The organism is Leucobacter sp. GX0328 (assembly GCF_053567315.1).
The window spans coordinates 399,214-416,573 of record NZ_JBSGPC010000002.1 but is presented as its reverse complement, the minus strand read 5'-3'; the positions used below and the strand labels follow the sequence as shown (position 1 = coordinate 416,573).

Here is a 17,360-nt window from a genome sequence, read left to right as displayed (position 1 = left end):
GTCCGCGCGCCTGCACCGTTCACCCGGCGTTGCGCTGCAGCACGTCCCGCAGCCGCTCGATCGCGCCGGAGAACACCGCATCTTCGGGGCCGCCCATGCCGAGCACGAGTCCGGCCGTGCGGTCCGGGCGCTCATGCCGCCAGTACGCGCCGAGCGCCGCGACCCCGAGACCTTCTGGGAATTCCGGGGCGGGCCGAGCGGCCTGCCGCACGATCTCGGACTCGCGGCGCAGCACGGCGTCGGGCGCGCCCGTCAGCTCGATGACGGCGTGCAGCCCCCCGTTCATCGGCCGCGGGCGCGCGCCCGAGAGCCCTGCGAAGCGCTCGGAGAGCAGATCGCGCCGCGCCGCGTAGCGCCGGCGCATGCGGGCGATGTTGCGGCGCAGCTCGCCGCTGCGCAGGAACTCCGCGAGCGCCAGCTGCACGACGGTCGACACCGGCGAGCCGAGATCGCGGCGCACCGGCTCGAGCACCCCGCGCAGACGTTCGGGGGCGAGCAGGAAGCCTGCGGCGAGCGCCGGGGTGACCGTGCTCGAGAAGGTGCCGAGGGTGACCACGGGCCCCGACACGGGGTCGTCGAGCGCCGCGAGCGCCGGCAAGGGGCTGCCGGTGCTGCGCAGTTCGGAGTCGTAGTCGTCCTCGACGATGACCACGCCGGTGCGCGAGGCCCACTCGAGCAGCTCACGCCGGCGCGGCAGCGGCAGCGAACCGCCGACGGGGTACTGGTGGCTCGGCGTGACGATGACGAGGTCGAGCAGGCCGTTCGGCAGGCGGTCGACGCGCAGGCCGTCGTCGTCGACGGGCAGACCGACGATGCGCGCGCCGTGCCGGGCGGCGACACCGCGCAGCGACGGATACCCGGGGTCTTCGACGCCCACGACGAGGCGCCTGCCGTGCGTGGTGCCGAGGGCGCTGAGCAGCAGGCCGAGCCCCTCGCGCGCGCCGGCGGTCACGAGCACATCGGCAGCGGGACGTGCGGTGCCGCGCACGAGTCTCAGGTGCTCGGCGATCTCCGCACGCAGGCCCGGGTCGCCGAGCGGCGGGGCCGGGCGATCGGCCCGGATGAGCGCGCTGCGCCAGGCCGCTCGCCATGCCGGCCTGTCGACCGTATCGGTGACCGGCGCTCCGGGCTTCAAGGGCGGGCGCGGGGCCGGCCGTTCGTCGTACGGATCGGAGCGCGGATCGGAGCGGCCGCCGCGGCTTCCCGGATGGACTGCTGCCCGACCTGCATGGGGCTCGCCGGCAGCGGCGTTCCCCCGCGGACTCCGTTCGCCCTGCCCCGGCGCGGTGCGGCGACCGATCAGATCGGGGTTGACCATGGTGCCGCGACCGTGCTCGGCGCTGAGGTACCCCTCGGCGATGAGCTGCTCATAGGCGGCCACCACGACACCGCGTGCGACGCCGAGCCGCTGCGCGAACTGCCGCGTCGCGGCGACGCCCTCGCCGGGCCGCAGCGCTTCGCGGTCGATGGCGTCGCGCAGGGCTGCCGCGATCTGCACGGGCAGCGAGCTCTCGGCGGCGCGGTCGAGCGTCACCGGAATCTCTGCGGGGGTGCGGGGGTGCGGGGCGGGCATGCGTCAAGTCTGGCATCCACGGACGCAATGGTCCACTCTTGATCACAAGAAGTGGATCTTGCAGAGTACCAATCGACCCGGCAATGGTGGAGGCATGACTGAACTCGATACTCCGGAAACCACCTTCGTCAAGCGCGGACTCGCCGACCGTTTCGTCGGCGGCGTCATCATGGACGTCGTCACCGCCGAGCAGGCGCGCATCGCCGAGGCAGCAGGCGCCGTCGCCGTCATGGCGCTCGAGCGCGTCCCGGCCGACATCCGTGCGCAGGGCGGCGTCGCCCGCGCGAGCGACCCCGATCTCATCGACGCCATCCGGGCCGCCGTATCCATCCCGATCATGGCGAAGGCCCGCATCGGGCACTTCGTCGAGGCCCAGGTGCTCGAGGCGCTGGGCGTCGACTTCGTCGATGAGAGCGAGGTGCTCTCGCCCGCCGATTACGTGAACCACATCGACAAGCGCGGCTTCGCGGTCCCGTTCGTCTGCGGGGCCACGCATCTGGGCGAGGCGCTGCGTCGCATCGCCGAGGGCGCGGCGATGATCCGCTCGAAGGGCGAGGCCGGCACGGGCGACGTCTCCGAGGCGACGAAGCACATCCGCACGATCAGGAGCGAGATCGCGCGGCTCGGCGTGCTGGGCGATGACGAGCTCTTCGTCGCAGCGAAGGAGCTGCAGGCGCCGTATGCGCTGGTCGCCGAGGTCGCGCGCACCGGCAAACTGCCGGTGCCGCTCTTCACGGCGGGCGGCGTCGCCACCCCGGCCGATGCGGCGATGATGATGCAGCTCGGCGCCGACGGCGTGTTCGTCGGTTCGGGCATTTTCAAGTCGGGCAACCCCGAAGCGCGCGCGACGGCCGTCGTCACGGCGACCGCGAATTCCATGGACGCGAAGCTGATCGCCGACGTCTCGCGCGGCCTCGGCGAGGCGATGGTCGGCATCAACGTCGCCGATCTGCCCGCACCGCACCGCCTCGCCGAGCGCGGCTGGTAGCCGGCGCCCGCTCCGCACGCCGCCCAGACGGCCGCGAATGCGGGTTCTGGTGCAGAATCCGTCGAGAATTCCGCACCAGATCCCGCATGCGGCCTCGCCGGACTCGGACATGCACTGCCCATCCCAAAATTAGGTAGATCGGTCTACCTTGTTTATGATGTCTGCATGAGCGAAGCACTGCGCAACGGCGGCAAGAACCCGGGCCGACGACACGGATCGGCCCGACGTCGAATTCTGCACGCCGCCGCCGCCAGGTTCTACGCCGACGGCATCGCCGCGACCGGCATCGATGCGATCACGTCGGATGCCGGAGTCGCCAAGATGAGCCTCTACAACAACTTCGCGTCGAAGGCGGACCTGGTCGAGGCCTACATCGCCGCCCGCCATGACGAATGGCTCGCCCTGCACGAGGCGCGCCGGTCCGGCGCACGCACTCCGCTCGACCGGGTGCTCGCGGTATTCGACGCCTACATCGATCATGCCGAGCTGGGCTATGCCCATGGCTTCCGCGGGTGCGGGCTGCTGAACGCCGCAGCCGAACTCTCCGTCGGCGAGCCGGGCCGCGAAGCCGTGCGCCGCCACAAGGAGGAGGTCGAGGCCATTCTCCTCGACCCTCTGCGCGAACTGACGGGAGAGAGTCGAGCCGCCGAGACCGCGGAGCATTGCTCCTTCCTGCTCGAGGGGGCGGTCGCCCGGGCGGGTCTCGAGGGCGGCCCGTCCCGACTCCAGCACGCACGAGCTCTCGCCGAACGGCTGGTCACCGCTCTGCCGGCCGAAGAACGGCAGACGCGCGCCGAAGGCCGAGCATGATGCATCGCGACCGCACGATCGGCATCGCCATGCTGACCTTCGCCTCCCTCGCATGGGGTACCACCGGCACCGCCGCAACCTTCGCTCCCGGCGTCGGGCCGCTCGCGATCGGAGCGGCGGCGCTCGGCATCGGCGGCATTCTTCAGGCGCTCATCGCACTCCCGCAGTTGCGGGCGAACCGGCACGAGTTGCGGGCGCGGGCCGGAATCGTCATGTTCGGGGCGATCGCCGTTGCAATCTACCCGCTCGCGTTCTACAGCTCGATGCATTTCGCGGGCGTCGCCATCGGCTCGGTCGTCTCGCTCGCCTCTGCTCCCATCGCATCGGGCCTGCTCGAGCGCCTCGTCGACGGCACCGGCCTCGGTCCGTGGTGGTGGTTCGCAGTCGGTCTCGGCATCATCGGCAGCGCCGCTCTCTGCGCCTCGCGGGCGACGATGAGCACCGGTTCGCTCCTCGAGACCACGACGGGAGTCGCGCTCGGACTCGCCGCGGGCGCCAGCTACGCCGCTTACTCGTGGTCCTCGTACCGGCTCATGCGCGCCGGGGTCGGGCGCGCTGCATCGATGGGTGCCGTTTTCGGTCTCGGCGGGATGCTGCTCATGCCCGTGCTGGCACTCACCGGAGCCCCGATCTTCGAATCCCCCGGCAATATGGCCGTTGCAGCGTACATGGCTCTCGTGCCGATGTTCCTCGGCTATGTGCTCTTCGGCGTCGCATTGACGAGGGTGAGCGCGAGTACGGCGACGACCGTCACCCTGCTCGAACCCGCGATCGCGACCGTGCTCGCGGTGCTCATCGTCGGCGAACGACTCGGACCGCTCGGCTGGGCGGGTCTCGGCTGCATCGCGATCGTGCTCGTCGTGCTGACGCTCGCGCCCGGCGCGGAGAGCGCCTCGACGAACACCGCCGCACGGACGACCGCGGAACCGGCATCCCGTGCGGCATCCGTCAGGAGTTCTGCGGCGGATCCCGCCCCGCCGAGGTGAGAGCCGCGGCCTCAGACGAAGCGCGTTCCGGGCCCCGCGAGCCGGCCCCGCATGACCTCGATCGCGGCGGGGTTCTCGTCGATCAGGACGAAGCGCCGTCCGAGCTCGGCGGCCGCCGCCCCCGCCGTGCCGCTGCCGGCGAAGGCGTCGAGCACCCAGTCGCCGGGCCGGGACGACGCCTGCACGATACGGCGCAGCACTCCGAGCGGCTTCTGCGTCGGGTACCCGGTGCGCTCCCCGCCCGTCGGCGAGACGATGGTATGCCACCAGGTGTCGGTCGGCAGCTTGCCGAGCGCGGCCTTCTCGGCGGTCACGAGCCCCGGCGCCATATAGGGCTCGCGGTCGACGGCCTCGGCGTCGAAGTAGTAGTGATCGGGCAGCTTCGCGTAGACGAGGATGTTGTCGTGCTTCGCGGGCCACCGGCGCTTCGCCCGCGCCCCGTAGTCGTACGCCCAGATGATCTCGTTGATGAAGCACTCCGGGCCGAACAGCGCGTCGAGCATCACCTTCGCGTAGTGCACCTCGCGGTAGTCGAGGTGCAGGTAGAGCAGCCCGTCGGGCGAGAGCACGCGCCATGCCTCTTCGAGACGGGGCTCGAGGAAGGCCCAGTAGTCGCCGAAGCGGTCGTCGTACGATTCGAGCGCGCGACGGGTCGCGCTGTAGCCCTGGCCCCGGAAGCCGAGCCGCGTGCCGCCGCCGGCTCCCGGTTCCGAGGCTCGGACCACGTCCACGCGCTCCGCACGGCGCTCGCGCCCGGTGTTGAACGGAGGGTCGAGGTAGACGACCGCGAAGCGGCTGCCGGGCAGGCTGCGCAGAATCGGCAGGTTGTCGCCCGCGAAGACGAGATTCGGGCCCGCCTCGTCCCACGCAGCGAGCCCCTTCCCGTCAGCGCCGCTCACAGGCCGATCGGCGGCTCGTCGACGAGCGGCACCGGGTCGAGCACTCGGGCGAGCTCGGCCTCGTCGATCGCCTCGATCGACGTCGGCCGCCACCGCGGGTTGCGATCCTTGTCGATGACCTGCGCGCGCACGCCCTCGGCGAAGTCGGGGCGCACGCTGAGGCGGCCGAGCACACGCAGGTCGTCCTCGAGCACCGCCCGCAGGTCGAGGGATGCGCGGCGCGTGCGCGAGATCTGCGCGAGCGTGACGGCGACCGACACGGGGCACATGCCCCGCACGGTCTCAGCGGTCGCGGCGGCATCGGCCGCGCCCTCGCCGCCCGCCGCCGCTGCGGCGTCGAGGCCAGCCAGGAGCCGCAGTGCCGCCTCGCGCGGCTGCGCCTCGACGTCGGCGAGGGCGGCCTCCGCGATCGGATCCCACCAGGTGCGCGCCGCGGCCACGGTTGATGCGGGCGCGGGCTCCGAGAAGCGCGCGCAGGCCGCTCCCGGCTCCTCCCCCGCTTCGAGCGCTGCGGCGAGTGCCCCGAGCCGCTCGGCAGGCACGAAATAATCGGCGAACCCGAGGGCGATGGCGTCGCCCGCGGCCATCTCGCCCGAGGTCACCGCGAGCAGTTCTCCGAGCCGGCCGGGCGCACGCGCGAGCAGCAGGTGGCCGCCGACGTCGGGCACGATACCGATGCGCACCTCGGGCATCGCGAGGCGGCTGCGTTCGGTGACGACGCGGTGCTGAGCATGGCCGGTGAGACCGATGCCGCCGCCCATGGTGACGCCGTCCATGAAGCCGACGACGGGCGTGCGGGAGACCCCGATCATGTGGTCGACGCGGTACTCGATCGCGAGGATGTCGCGGGCTCCGGTGCCGCTCGCCGCGAGCTCCTTGATATCGCCGCCGCCGCAGAACCCGCGCTCGCCCGCGCCATCGAGCAGGATGGCGCTGCCGTCGGCCTCGCCGACCGCGGTCTCGAGCCCGAGGAACATCTCGCGGTTCAGCGCGTTGATCGCCCGCGGCCGGTTCAGCGTGATGCGAGTGATCGCTCCCGACCGCCTGGCGATGATGAGCGGTTCGGGCGCGGTGTTCGCGGCCTCGGTCGACGTCGATGCAGTGGCGTTGCTCATGGCAGCACCGTAGCAGCACGCCGGGCGACTCGTCGCGCGCGACGGGACGGTGCGCCCGCCTGCGGGTAGGCTCGGTTCTCGTGTTCGATTCTCGCTACGACAACGACCCCGTCTCACGCATGCGACCGCGGCGCGGGCCCGTGCAGCGCCGGCAGGTGCCGCTGTCGAAGGGGCTCGTGGTCGAGCACACCGAGACGGAATGGTGCGGGGCGGTCGTGGGGGCCCGCGAAGGCCTGGTGCAGCTCGAGGACTTCGGCGGCAAGGTGCGCGCGTTCCCCGTGAACGACGGGTTCCTCATCGACGGCGAGCCCGTCGTGCTGGTGCTGCCGAAGCGGCAGCCTGCCGGCCGGCAGCGCACGGCTTCGGGCTCGTTCGCGGTCGCCGAGCAGCGGGCCCGGGTCGCGATGCCGAGCCGCATCTTCGTCGAGGGCAAGCACGATGCCGAGCTCGTCGAGCAGGTGTGGGGCGACGACCTGCGCGTCGAGGGCGTCGTGGTCGAACTGCTGCAGGGCGCCGACAACCTCGAGGCGGTGCTCGCCGAGTTCGGGCCCGGTCGGGGGCGTCGCGCGGGCGTACTGCTCGATCACCTCGTACGCGGCAGCAAGGAGACGCGGATCGCCGATGCGATCGCCCGAGGCCCGCACGGCGGCCACGTGCTCATCGTCGGCCACCCGTTCGTCGATATCTGGCAGGCGGTGAAGCCGGGGCGCGTCGGGCTCGAGGCCTGGCCGACGATTCTGCGCGAGATCGAATGGAAGGCGGGCATCTGCCGCGCGCTCGGCTGGCCGTCGGACGAACCGGCGGATATCGCGGACGCCTGGTCGCGGATCCGCGGGCGCGTGCGCGATTTCCGCGACCTCGAACCCGAGCTCGTCGGCCGCGTCGAGCACCTCATCGACTTCGTCACCGCCGCCTGATCCCCACCATTCGGGAGTATTCTGTTCGACATGTCGAACCCCGTGTTTCTGGTGATGCCGCAGTGGCAGGGGTCGCCGTCGTCACGCGCCATGCAGCTCGCCGACGGCGCCCGGGTGCTGCGGGAGGATCTGCCGAGCGCGGCCACCCGCGAAGTCGCGGTGCCGCTCGAGGCGGGCGATGCGATGGGCACGCCGGTCGCCCGACTGAGCAGTCTGCTGAACGCCCGCGAGGCGGCGCGCGAGGCCCTCGCCCGCGCCGACGGGCCGGCCATCATCGTGGGCGGCGACTGCGCGTCGTCGCTCCCGGGTCTCGAGGCGGCGGCCGCGAGCGACGACGGCGCGCTCGCAGTGCTCTGGTTCGACGCGCACCCCGACCTGCAGCATCCGAGCACGTCGCCATCGGGCGCGGCTTCGGGCATGACGCTGCGGCACGCGCTCGGCGACGGTTCCCCCGACCTCGCGTCGGCGCATCCGATCGACACCGCGGCGCTCACCCTCGTCGGCGTGCGCGCGAGCGACCCCGAGGAGCGCGAGGAGGTCGACCGGCTCGGCATCTCGACCATCGGCCCCGCGATCGACCTCGACGGGCCCGAAGAGCTCGCGGCGCGGATCGCTGGCCGGCTCGCCGAACTCGGCGCCGAACGCGTCTACGTGCATATCGACCTCGACGTGCTCGACCCGTCGGAGTTCGCGGCCGTCCACTCGCCGGTGCCGTTCGGCCTCACGGTGGCGCAGCTCACGGCGGCGGTCCGCGCCGCCGTCGCCGCGCTGCCGCTCGCGGGGGCCGCGATCTGCGAGTTCGCGCCCGCGGATGCCGAGCTCGCGGCCGATGACCTGCCGACCGTGCTGCGCGTGCTCGCGGCCCTCACCTCCGGTACGGCGCGTTGACGGGCGCCCCGCCGTCGGCTGCGGCGACCGCTGCGGCGAGCCGCTACGACGGGATGGCGCCCTGGCCCCTCGCCCGTCTCGGCTACTGGTACGCGACGGCCGTCGGCTTCGCCTGGGGAGCGATGCTCAGCACCGGCCGCGTGCGCAGGCACCACGGCATGTGGGTGTTCACCGGGCTGCCCCGCTGGGCGTTCAAGCGCGGCGGGGTCTGCGTCGGGGCGTGCTATCTCACCGACCGCAACGTGGGCACGGCCGTGCTGCGGCACGAGCTCGTGCATGTCGAGCAGTGGCGCCACTACGGGTTCGCGATGCCGCTGCTCTATCTCTTCGCCGGCAGCGACCCGCTGCGCAACCGGTTCGAGATCGAAGCCGGTCTCGAAGACGGCGGGTACGTGCGCCGGGGCCGGCCCGGCGCACACTGATCCCTGGCGGGCCCGCCGCAGCCGTCAGGCCGGCTGCCGCTTCGGGTTCAGCGCGGCGAGGATCGCCGCACGCAGCTCCTCGGGCGGGCAGTTGTTGTCGCGCTCGTCCTCGCACGCACGGCGCACGACATCGGTGAGGCTGATGCACACCGTCTGCTCGTCCTGGCAGTGCGCGCAGGTCTCCAGGTGCTCTCGGATCGGTGCGGACTCCTCAGCGCACAGCTCACCGCGCAGCATCTCGTAGAGGTTGGCCTTGGCCTTCTCGCAACCGCAATCGCCTGTCTGGCTCATCGGGCGTTCCCTCCTGTGCTCTTCGCGTCGTCCTTAGCAAGTCCAACGCCCTGCTCGCGTGCGTATTCCCCGAGCGACTTGCGCAACCTGGCGCGCCCCCGGTGCAGGCGGCTCATCACCGTGCCGATCGGCACCTCGGCGATATCCGCGATCTCCTGATAGCTGAACCCTTCGACGTCGGCGAGGTACACGGCGAGGCGGAAGTCCTCGGGCAGGTCGTTGAGCGCCTGCGATACCACCGAGTCGGGGGTGCGGTCGATCGCCTCGGCCTCGGCCGAACGCGCCGACATCGCCGTCGTCGACTCGGCGCCGCCGAGCTGCCAGTCCTCGAGCTCGTCGACCGCGCCCAGATACGGTTCGCGCTGGCGCTTGCGGTAGGTGTTGATGTAGCTGTTCGTCATGATGCGGTACAGCCAGGCCTTGAGGTTCGTGCCCTCCGTGAACGACCCGAAGGCCGAGTACGCCTTGAGATAGGTCTCCTGCACCAGATCCTGCGCATCCTGGGGATTGCGCGTCATCTTCATCGCCGCGCCGTACAGCTGGTCGAGCAGCGGCAGCGCGTCGGCGGTGAATCGCGCTTCCAGTCGCTTCTGGTCTTCTCCTACCGGCGTATCGCTCACCCTCCCGATCCTAGCCCGCCGATCCCGTCCGTTCCCGCAGCCCGTCCCGGCATCGCCGGGCGCCGAGGCGGACTCGCCAGGGATCAGGCCCCGCTCCGGCCCGCCGGGTAGACTCGGGGGCGTGTTCGAAGCGAAGATGAACAAGGGCAAAGACGGCGAAGAGATCGGGGCGGTAGACGTGCCCGATGACGAGTCGACGGCGTGGGCCGCTCCCCCGGCCGCAGGCCCTGTGTCGGCCCGCGTGCCGATGCCGAGTTCGAAGTCGCTCACCGGCCGGGAGCTGATCCTCGCCGCGCTCGCCGACGGGCCGAGCGTGCTGCACAATCCGCTGCGATCGCGCGACTCCGACCTCATGGTCGATGCGCTGCGCGGGCTCGGCACCGGTTTCGAGACGATCGAGACGGGCAACCCCTACGGGCCCGACCTGCGCATCACGCCGGCCGAGGAGCTGATCGGCTCGACGAGCATCGCCTGCGGGCTCGCCGGCACCGTGATGCGCTTCGTGCCCGGCGTGGCGGCGCTCGCGCTCGGCCCGGTCTCGTTCGACGGCGACCCGTACGCCCGCAAGCGCCCGATGCGCCCCGTGCTCGATGCGCTGCGCGCGCTCGGCGCGGACATCGCTGACGAGGGCCGCGGGTTCCTCCCCTTCACCGTGCACGGCGGCGGGTCGCTGCGCGGCGGCCGAGTGGAGGTGGACGCGTCGCTCTCGAGCCAGTTCGTGTCGGCGCTGCTCTTGGCCGCTCCCCGCTTCGACGAGGGCGTGCACGTGGTGCATGTCGGCGACCGGGTGCCGAGCATCCCGCACATCGAGATGACGATGGAGACGCTGCGGGCGCGCGGCGTCGACGTGTCGTCGCCGACCGTCGGCGAATGGGTCGTGAAGCCCGGGCCGATCCGTGCGGTCGATACGCGCATCGAGCCCGACCTGTCGAACGCGGCCCCGTTCCTCGCCGCCGCGGTCGCCGCCGGCGGCAGCGTCACGGTTCCCGATTGGCCGACGTCGACGACGCAGGTGGGCGATCAGCTGCGCACGCTGCTGCCGGAGTTCGGCGCGACCGCGGAGCTCGCGGCCGACGGCTCGCTCACGGTCTCGGGCGACGGCCGGCTGCGCGGGGTGCGGCTGCACGTACCCGAGGCGGGCGAGCTCTCGCCGACGCTCGTCGGCCTCGCGGCGCTCGCCGGCGCGCAGGGGCACGCGAGCGAGATCACCGGCATCGGGCACATCCGCCACCACGAGACCGACCGCATCGCGGCGCTGGTGGCCGAGGTCAACCGTCTCGGCGGCAGAGCCGAGGAGCTCGAGGACGGCATCGCCATCCACCCCGCCGAGCTGCACGGCGGTCTGTGGGGCGCGTACGCCGACCACCGTATGGCGACGACCGGCGCCGTGCTCGGCCTGAGCGTGCCCGGCGTCGAGGTCGACGACATCGGCTCCACGTCGAAGACGATGCCGCTGTTCACCGAGATGTGGGCCGGCATGCTCGACGGCGGCGACGGTCTGCCGCAGACGCAGACGCAGACGTCGCCCGAGTCGCGCGAGAGCACTCACGAGGGCGGCGATCTGCTGGGCGATCTCATCGGCGGGGCATTCTCGGGCGGCGAGGCGGTCGTGCGCGGCACCGGCAGCGTCATCGGTTCGATCGGTCGCGGCATCGCCCGTGGAATCTCGGAGCTGGATTGACGGTGAGCTGGCTGCCGCCCGACGACGAGGACGAGACGCCGTACGGCGAGTACGCCGATCACCGCGTGCGCGAGCGCCCGAACCCGAAGGGCAATAGGCCCCGGACGAAGCGCCGCCCCGAGCACGCGGATGCCATCGTCGCGATGGTCACCGGGGTCGACCGCGGCCGTTACACGGCGCTCGTCGCGGAGGGCGCGGACCCGGCATCGCCCGTCGAACGCACCGTCGTCGCCGCCCGGGCCCGCGAACTGCGCCGCACCCCGATCGTCATCGGCGACCGCGTGCAGCTCGTTGGCGACACGAGCGGGGCCGAGGGGGCGCTCTGCCGCATCATCGGCCTCGAGGAGCGCCGTACCCTGCTGCGCCGCAGCGCCGACGACAGCGACCGCTTCGAGCGCGTCATGGTCTCGAACGCCGACCAGATGCTCATCGTCGTGGCCGCGGCGAACCCCGAACCCCGGGTGCGCCTCGTCGATCGCTATCTCGTCGCCGCGTACGATGCCGGCATCAGGCCGCTCATCTGCATCACGAAGACCGACCTCGCCGACCCCGAGCCGTTCCTCGCCCACTTCGCCGCCCTCGAGGTACCGATCTTCCGCTCGGCCCCGGGCGCGTGGCCGCTCGCCGAGATCCGCGAAGCGCTGGCGGGCCGCACGACGGTGTTCGTCGGGCATTCGGGCGTCGGCAAGTCGACCCTCATCAACGAGCTCGTGCCCGAGGCCGAGCGCGCCACGGGCCACGTCAACGAGGTCACCGGCCGAGGCCGGCACACCTCGTCGTCATCGGTCGCGCTGCGGGCGGCCACCCCGGGCGTTCCGGCCGGGGACTCGGGCTGGGTGATCGACACGCCGGGCGTGCGGTCGTTCGGGCTCGGCCACGTCACGAGCGACAGCATCCTGCGCGGGTTCACCGACCTCGCCGCACTGATCGAGGAGTGCCCGCGCGGGTGCACGCACCAGGCGGACGCCCCCGACTGCGAGCTCGATGCCGCGATCGCCGACGGCCGCCTCGACGCCGCCGGGGCGCTGCGGGTCGACTCCCTGCGACGCCTGCTGAAGTAGCTGGCCGGGCTCACTCCGAGACGCGCACGGCTCCCGTCGGCAGTTCGTCCGCCTCGTCGAACGCGAGCTCGGGGGTCGGGCGACGGAACCCGCGGGTGAGTACCAGCAGGTAGACGATGCCGACGCCCGCCCAGATGAGGCCGACCGTCATCGCGAGCCCGTCCAGGCCGACCCAGAGCGCCGCGTTGATCAGGAACCCGATGCCGGGCACCACCGTCCAGGCGAACGTCGAGCCCGCGGCATGGTTCGTGCGGCGGTGCCTGATCCAGAATGCGATCACCGACAGGTTCACGAACGCGAATGCGGTGAACGCACCGAAGTTGATGAGCGAGGTGGCGGCGTTCAGGTCGAGCTTCAGGGCGACGAGCGCGATCGCCCCGACCAGCACGATGTTGCAGACCGGCGTGCCGAACCTCGGGCTCACGTAGCCGAACACCTTCCGCAGCAGGATGCCGTCGCGCCCCATCGCGAAGAGCAGGCGCGAGGCGCTCATCTGCGATGCGAGGCCCGACGAGACCACGGAGATCGTAGCACCGACGAGGAAGAGCGTCTGGAAGACGATGCCGCCGATGAAGAGCGCGAGATACGGCGATGCGCCCTCGATGTCGTCGGCGACCGCACGCAGCGATTCGAGGTCGGGAACGAGCGTCTGCATGATGTAGGTGATCGCGATGAAGAAGGCCGCACCGAGCGCGGCGATCCACATGATGGCCCGCGGCACCGTGCGGCGCGGATCGACCGTTTCCTCGGACAGGGTCGTGACGGCGTCGAAGCCGAGGAACGCGAGGGCGAGCACCGAAGCGCCGCCGATGAGGCTCGTCATGTCGGCGGACATCGAGTAGAACGGAGCGTAGGTGAAGCTCAGCGCATCGTCGGCGAGGATCGCCCGGAACGTGAGCACGGCGAACACGATCGCGAGGAGCGCTTGGAAGACCACCATGATCATGTTCGCCGCGGCGCTGATGCGCACGCCGACGATGTTGAGCACGGTGATGAGGACGAGCAGGCCGACGATCCACACCCACCCGGGTACCTCGGGGAACTGCGCGGACAGATAGATCTTCGCGAGCAGCGCGTTGATCATCGGCAGGAACAGGTAGTCGAGCAGCGCGACCCAGCCGACGAGGAAGCCGACCGGGGCCGCGATCGTGCGACGGGCGTAGGTGTAGGCGGAGCCGGCGGAGGGGTAGACCCGCACCATCTTCGCGTAGCTGAGGGCGGTGAAGAGCACCGCGATGGTGACGATGATGTACGACATCGGCACATGGCCGCGGGTCGCCTCGGACACGATGCCGAAGGTATCGAAGACCGCGAACGGCGACATATATGCGAGGCCGATGAATACGACGTGCCGCTGCTTGAGGCTGCGGCGAAGGGTCACGGGGGCGGGCGTGGTCATGGTGCTTACTTCCTTGTACAGCATGAGGGGTCGAACGGTGCGCGGGAGCTCTGCTCGATCCGCCGGGGCCGCGGGGGCGCGGCACCGGCGGGCCGGCGCTAGAGGCGCGGGGTGCGGGGCGGCTCGGTACGGCGGTCGCCCGTCGCTTCGAAGGCGAGCCCGAGTGCGAGGAGGGCGGTGTCGTCGTAGGCCCGCCCCGCGAAGGTGAGCCCGACCGGCATGCCGATATCGCGCATCGTGCCCATCGGCACGGTCACGGTCGGGATCCCGAGATGCCGGGGCACGAGATTGCCGTTGGCGACCCAGACGCCGTTGCGCCATCCCGCATCGGCGGACTCGGGGTTCACATCCATGTCGGCGGGGCCGACGTCGGCGACTGCGGGGAACGCGACGGCGTCGAGACCGAGCGCCTCCATCCAGGCCTCGAGGTCGATGCGGCGCGTCTCCTCGAGCCCTTTGAGGCCCTCCTCGAGATGCGGGATCTCGGCGACGCCCGCGTAGGGGTGCGCCGCGACCTGCGCCGGGTACTCGGCGATGTCGTCGTCGAATCCGGTGTAGCGGTCGGGCAGAGCGCCCTCCGGCGCCGGGAAGATGCGCGATCCCTCCACCTGCGTCAGCGTCGGGAGGGCCGGGTCGCCGTTGGCGCGCAGGAAGTCGTCCCATGCCCAGGCCGAGAGGTCGACGATCTCGCTGCGCAGATACTCGGGGCTCACGAGCCCGCGGGTCGCGAGAGTCGGGGCGCCGGCGCGGTCGCCCTCGTAGTTCGTGACGACGGGAAAGTCGACCAGCACGATCTCGGCGCCCGCCGCTTCGAGGTCGCGCCGCGCCGATTCCCACAGCTCCAGCACCGAGGCCCGGGTGACGATCCGCTCCCCCGTCGGGCCGCCGATCGTCGTGCCGGTGCCGGCCTCGGCGTCGGCGTTGATGTACATCGCCGGCACGCCGATGCGCTTGCCTCGCAGCTCCGCGGGCGCGAGCGCGGGATACGAGGCCGGGCGCACGTCGGAGGCCCGCGGGATCTCGACCCACGGCTGCACGCGCCAGAAGTCTCCGCGCGTCTCGGCGTCATCGGCGACGATCACGTCGAGCACTTCGAGCAGGTCGGCCATCGAGCGCGTGTGCGGCACGACGACGTCCATCGTCGGCACGAGCGACCAGTTGCCGCGCACCGAGATCACGCCGCGGCTCGGGGTGTAGGCGCACAGCGCATTGTTCGATGCGGGGGCGCGGCCGCTCGACCAGGTCTCCTCGCCGAGCCCGAATGCGGCGAAGCTCGCGGCCGTGGCGGTGCCCGAGCCGTTGGAGGAACCGGAGGCGAATGCGCTCGTCAGCCAGTCGGCGCTGTACGGGCTCTCGGCCCGGCCGTAGACGCCGCGCTGCATGCCGCCGTTCGCCATGGGCGGCATGTTCGTGAGGCCGAGGCAGATCGCGCCGCCGGCTCGCAGACGCTCGATGGCGAAGGCGTCGCGCTGCGCGACGAGGTCGGCGAATGCCGGCGACCCGGAGGCCGCGGTGAGGCCGGTGACGAGGTAGCTGTTCTTCGCCGTGTAGGGGATGCCGTCGAGCGGGCCGAGGGTGCGGCCGGCCGCGCGGCGCGCGTCGGAGGATTCGGCCTCGGCCAGTGCCTCGTCGTTGCGCACCACCACCGCGTTCAGCGCGGTGGCCGTACCGGGCGCATCGTAGGCGTCGATGCGCCCGAGGTAGGCGCGCACGAGGTCCGCGCTCGTCGCGGCGCCCGATTCGAGCGCCGCTCGGAGGTCTGCGATCGAGGCCTCGACGACATCGATCACGAGGCGGCCCCCGGCAGGCGCGGCTGCTGCTGGGTGATGCAGTGGATGCCGCCGCCGCGTGCGAAGATCGGCCGCGAGTCGACCGTCACCGCGCGGCGCCCCGGGTATGCGCCCTCGAGGATCTCGCGCGCACGCGCATCCGCGGCATCTTCGCCGAACCCGCAGACGACGATGCCGTCGTTCACCACGAGGTGGTTGATGTAGCTCCAGTCCACGAAGCCCTCGTCGTCGCGCAGCGCCGCAGGCGCCGGGACGTCGATGATCTCGAAGCTGCGCCCGGCAGCGTCGGTCTCGGCCTCGAGCATCGCCTTCAGTTCCCGCGTCACCGCGTGGTCCGGGTGCGACGGATCGTCCTGGCGGTGCAGCAGCACGCGGCCGGGCGAAGCGAAGGCGGCGACGATGTCGACGTGGCCGCGCGTGCCGAACTCGTCGTAGTCGCGGGTGAGGCCGCGCGGCAGCCAGATCGCTTTCCGGGCCCCGATGGTGCGGGCCATCTCGGCGTCGACGCGCGCGCGGTCGGCGTACGGGTTGCGGTTCGGGTCGAGCTGCACCGTCTCGGTGAGCAGCACGGTGCCCTCGCCGTCGACGTGGATGCCGCCGCCCTCGTTGACGAGCACCGAGCTCACGAGCTCGGCGCCGACGCGCTCGGCGATGATGCGGGCGATGCCGGCGGAGACCTGCCATTCGGCCCAGGCCGGCGCTCCCCAGCCGTTGAAGATCCAGTCGACGGCGCCGAGCACGCCTGGGCGCTCGTCGTCGAGCACGAAGGTCGGCCCGAAGTCGCGCATCCAGAACTCGTCGAGCGGCGATTCCACGATCTCGACGTCGCTGCCGAGCATGCGCTTCGCGCGCTCCGTCTCAGTGGGGTCGACGACCATGGTCACGGGCTCGAACTCCGCGATCGCGAGGGCGGTATCGGTCCAGGCGCGGTACGCGGTCTCCTGGTACTCGGCTCCCTCGCCCAGAGTGGTGCCCGCGCGCGGAAACGCCATCCAGGTGCGCTCGTGCGCGTCGCCTTCGTGCGGCATACGCCAGCCCATATCGTCTCCTTCGTCGATTCTGCGGCTCGCCCCGAGTCGCCGGGTCGAGCGGTGCGATCCGCATCGCACCGAAGCTTATTGATCATCCGATCAACACTGACATCATCCTACACTGGAGGGATCATGTCAACAGCTCCTCCTCGCCCCCGCCGTCGCAAGAGCCCCGAGCAGCGTTCCGACGAGATCCACGCCGCCGCCTCCGATCTCGCACGCGAACAGGGGCTCGCTGCCCTCACACTGCGCGCCGTCGCCGCACGGGCCGGCGTGGCGCCCGGCCTTGTCTCCCACTACGCGACCAGCATGGAAGAACTCGTGGCCCGCACGTTCAGCGCGCTCGTCGGCGCCGAGCTCGTCGAGGTCGAGGCCGAGGTCCGGGAGGCATCGGACGCCGCTGCGCGGCTCGCACGCATGATCGCCGCGGTGCTGCGGAACGACCACGACGACATCACCCTGGTATGGGTCGACGCCTGGTCCCTCAGCAGGAGCCTGCCGGCGCTCTCGGTCGCGATCGAGGAGCAGATGGACGCCTGGCAGGCGTGCATCACGCAGATCGTCATCGACGGGCGCGATGCGGGCGCCTTCCGCTTCGACGACGCCGCTGCGGTCTCCTGGCAGATCCTCGCGATGATCGACGGCATCTCGGCGCATGCGCTGACGCGCGGTACCGACGCCGCGCTCTTCGCGGCGCGGCTCGCCCAGGCCTGCGAAACGCTCGTGGGCGCAACACCCGGTGCGATCAGCGACCGCCTCGACGGCGAAGTAGCCGTACACCAGAGCTGAACCGCCGGGGCCGAAGCACCGGACCGAAGCACCGGGGCCGCCGGAGCACCGGGGTCGATGAAGCCCAGCCGCCGCGCCGCGCCGCATCGCCGCGCGGGCA

Annotated in this window: 17 protein-coding genes; 9 read left to right on the top strand and 8 right to left on the bottom strand. The window is 71.7% G+C overall.

The features are described 5' to 3' along the window. Positions 1 to 19 precede the first annotated feature (19 nt). A complete protein-coding gene (pdxR, locus tag ACUYTF_RS10120) occupies positions 20 to 1,573 on the bottom strand; it encodes a MocR-like pyridoxine biosynthesis transcription factor PdxR (RefSeq protein WP_449279711.1) in 1,554 nt (517 codons plus the stop codon). Between the two features lie 94 nt (positions 1,574 to 1,667). Here pdxR and pdxS point away from each other — a divergent pair, with 94 nt between their 5' ends. The 3 genes from pdxS to ACUYTF_RS10105 all read left to right on the top strand — a co-directional run bounded on the left by pdxS (position 1,668) and on the right by ACUYTF_RS10105 (position 4,357). Continuing rightward, positions 1,668 to 2,561, top strand: coding sequence for a pyridoxal 5'-phosphate synthase lyase subunit PdxS (pdxS, locus tag ACUYTF_RS10115; protein WP_449279710.1), 894 nt, complete (start codon positions 1,668 to 1,670; stop codon positions 2,559 to 2,561). Positions 2,562 to 2,726: 165 nt separating this feature from the next. After that, positions 2,727 to 3,371: a TetR/AcrR family transcriptional regulator gene (locus ACUYTF_RS10110; protein WP_449279709.1), complete on the top strand. Its 645-nt coding sequence runs from the start codon at positions 2,727 to 2,729 to the stop codon at positions 3,369 to 3,371. After that, a complete protein-coding gene (locus ACUYTF_RS10105; RefSeq protein ID WP_449279708.1) occupies positions 3,368 to 4,357 on the top strand; it encodes a DMT family transporter in 990 nt (329 codons plus the stop codon). The genes ACUYTF_RS10110 and ACUYTF_RS10105 overlap by 4 nt, the downstream gene beginning before the upstream one ends. Before the next feature lie 11 nt (positions 4,358 to 4,368). On the opposite strand, the gene ACUYTF_RS10100 is transcribed toward ACUYTF_RS10105, so the two are convergent. Both ACUYTF_RS10100 and ACUYTF_RS10095 read right to left on the bottom strand, forming a co-directional pair. Then, positions 4,369 to 5,256: a DNA-methyltransferase gene (locus ACUYTF_RS10100; protein WP_434142737.1), complete on the bottom strand. Its 888-nt coding sequence runs from the start codon at positions 5,254 to 5,256 to the stop codon at positions 4,369 to 4,371. Then, positions 5,253 to 6,371 (bottom strand): 3-hydroxyisobutyryl-CoA hydrolase, encoded by a 1,119-nt coding sequence (locus tag ACUYTF_RS10095; protein WP_449279707.1) that lies wholly within the window; start codon positions 6,369 to 6,371, stop codon positions 5,253 to 5,255. Before ACUYTF_RS10095 ends, ACUYTF_RS10100 begins: the two co-directional genes overlap by 4 nt. A gap of 80 nt (positions 6,372 to 6,451) precedes the next feature. Between ACUYTF_RS10095 and ACUYTF_RS10090 the strand changes: the two genes are divergently transcribed. Genes ACUYTF_RS10090 through ACUYTF_RS10080 form a run of 3 tightly spaced genes read left to right on the top strand, consistent with a single transcriptional unit; the run spans position 6,452 to position 8,598 of the window. Continuing rightward, positions 6,452 to 7,288: a DUF3097 family protein gene (locus ACUYTF_RS10090; RefSeq protein WP_449279706.1), complete on the top strand. Its 837-nt coding sequence runs from the start codon at positions 6,452 to 6,454 to the stop codon at positions 7,286 to 7,288. 30 nt (positions 7,289 to 7,318) lie between these two features. Beyond that, entirely contained in the window at positions 7,319 to 8,176 is an 858-nt protein-coding gene (locus tag ACUYTF_RS10085; RefSeq protein ID WP_449279705.1) for an arginase family protein, read from the top strand. A 53-nt stretch (positions 8,177 to 8,229) separates the two neighbouring features. After that, on the top strand, positions 8,230 to 8,598 hold the full coding sequence (locus tag ACUYTF_RS10080) for a Fe-S oxidoreductase (protein ID WP_449279839.1): 369 nt from the start codon (positions 8,230 to 8,232) through the stop codon (positions 8,596 to 8,598). Positions 8,599 to 8,622: 24 nt separating this feature from the next. Here ACUYTF_RS10080 and ACUYTF_RS10075 read toward each other — a convergent pair whose 3' ends face one another. After that, positions 8,623 to 8,889: a zf-HC2 domain-containing protein gene (locus ACUYTF_RS10075; protein WP_449279704.1), complete on the bottom strand. Its 267-nt coding sequence runs from the start codon at positions 8,887 to 8,889 to the stop codon at positions 8,623 to 8,625. After that, positions 8,886 to 9,509: a sigma-70 family RNA polymerase sigma factor gene (locus ACUYTF_RS10070; protein ID WP_434142732.1), complete on the bottom strand. Its 624-nt coding sequence runs from the start codon at positions 9,507 to 9,509 to the stop codon at positions 8,886 to 8,888. Before ACUYTF_RS10070 ends, ACUYTF_RS10075 begins: the two co-directional genes overlap by 4 nt. 136 nt (positions 9,510 to 9,645) lie before the next feature. Between ACUYTF_RS10070 and aroA the strand changes: the two genes are divergently transcribed. Continuing rightward, the gene (aroA, locus tag ACUYTF_RS10065; RefSeq protein WP_449279838.1) at positions 9,646 to 11,190 is read left to right on the top strand and encodes a 3-phosphoshikimate 1-carboxyvinyltransferase; all 1,545 of its coding nucleotides are present in this window, start codon (positions 9,646 to 9,648) and stop codon (positions 11,188 to 11,190) included. 2 nt (positions 11,191 to 11,192) lie between these two features. Then, on the top strand, positions 11,193 to 12,251 hold the full coding sequence (gene rsgA / locus ACUYTF_RS10060) for a ribosome small subunit-dependent GTPase A (RefSeq protein WP_449279703.1): 1,059 nt from the start codon (positions 11,193 to 11,195) through the stop codon (positions 12,249 to 12,251). 10 nt (positions 12,252 to 12,261) lie between these two features. On the opposite strand, the gene ACUYTF_RS10055 is transcribed toward rsgA, so the two are convergent. The 3 genes from ACUYTF_RS10055 to ACUYTF_RS10045 all read right to left on the bottom strand — a co-directional run bounded on the left by ACUYTF_RS10055 (position 12,262) and on the right by ACUYTF_RS10045 (position 16,480). After that, positions 12,262 to 13,650, bottom strand: coding sequence for an APC family permease (locus tag ACUYTF_RS10055; protein WP_449279702.1), 1,389 nt, complete (start codon positions 13,648 to 13,650; stop codon positions 12,262 to 12,264). A 98-nt stretch (positions 13,651 to 13,748) separates the two neighbouring features. Continuing rightward, a complete protein-coding gene (locus ACUYTF_RS10050) occupies positions 13,749 to 15,440 on the bottom strand; it encodes an amidase (RefSeq protein ID WP_449279701.1) in 1,692 nt (563 codons plus the stop codon). Beyond that, entirely contained in the window at positions 15,437 to 16,480 is a 1,044-nt protein-coding gene (locus ACUYTF_RS10045; RefSeq protein ID WP_449279700.1) for an agmatine deiminase family protein, read from the bottom strand. Before ACUYTF_RS10045 ends, ACUYTF_RS10050 begins: the two co-directional genes overlap by 4 nt. Before the next feature lie 123 nt (positions 16,481 to 16,603). Between ACUYTF_RS10045 and ACUYTF_RS10040 the strand changes: the two genes are divergently transcribed. After that, on the top strand, positions 16,604 to 17,260 hold the full coding sequence (locus ACUYTF_RS10040) for a TetR/AcrR family transcriptional regulator (RefSeq protein ID WP_449279699.1): 657 nt from the start codon (positions 16,604 to 16,606) through the stop codon (positions 17,258 to 17,260). The last annotated feature ends 100 nt before the right edge of the window (positions 17,261 to 17,360 follow it).

What these genes read in the sequence shown, in the direction of transcription:
- pdxR (WP_449279711.1), bottom strand. Translation starts at nt 1,573, where the DNA reads ATGCCCGCCCCGCACCCCCGCACCCCCGCAGAGATTCCGGTGACGCTC.
- ACUYTF_RS10080 (WP_449279839.1), top strand. Translation starts at nt 8,230, where the DNA reads ATGGCGCCCTGGCCCCTCGCCCGTCTCGGCTACTGGTACGCGACGGCC.
- pdxS (WP_449279710.1), top strand. Translation starts at nt 1,668, where the DNA reads ATGACTGAACTCGATACTCCGGAAACCACCTTCGTCAAGCGCGGACTC.
- ACUYTF_RS10095 (WP_449279707.1), bottom strand. Translation starts at nt 6,371, where the DNA reads ATGAGCAACGCCACTGCATCGACGTCGACCGAGGCCGCGAACACCGCG.
- ACUYTF_RS10075 (WP_449279704.1), bottom strand. Translation starts at nt 8,889, where the DNA reads ATGAGCCAGACAGGCGATTGCGGTTGCGAGAAGGCCAAGGCCAACCTC.
- ACUYTF_RS10105 (WP_449279708.1), top strand. Translation starts at nt 3,368, where the DNA reads ATGATGCATCGCGACCGCACGATCGGCATCGCCATGCTGACCTTCGCC.
- ACUYTF_RS10045 (WP_449279700.1), bottom strand. Translation starts at nt 16,480, where the DNA reads ATGGGCTGGCGTATGCCGCACGAAGGCGACGCGCACGAGCGCACCTGG.
- aroA (WP_449279838.1), top strand. Translation starts at nt 9,646, where the DNA reads ATGAACAAGGGCAAAGACGGCGAAGAGATCGGGGCGGTAGACGTGCCC.
- ACUYTF_RS10110 (WP_449279709.1), top strand. Translation starts at nt 2,727, where the DNA reads ATGAGCGAAGCACTGCGCAACGGCGGCAAGAACCCGGGCCGACGACAC.
- ACUYTF_RS10085 (WP_449279705.1), top strand. Translation starts at nt 7,319, where the DNA reads ATGTCGAACCCCGTGTTTCTGGTGATGCCGCAGTGGCAGGGGTCGCCG.
- ACUYTF_RS10040 (WP_449279699.1), top strand. Translation starts at nt 16,604, where the DNA reads ATGTCAACAGCTCCTCCTCGCCCCCGCCGTCGCAAGAGCCCCGAGCAG.
- ACUYTF_RS10055 (WP_449279702.1), bottom strand. Translation starts at nt 13,650, where the DNA reads ATGACCACGCCCGCCCCCGTGACCCTTCGCCGCAGCCTCAAGCAGCGG.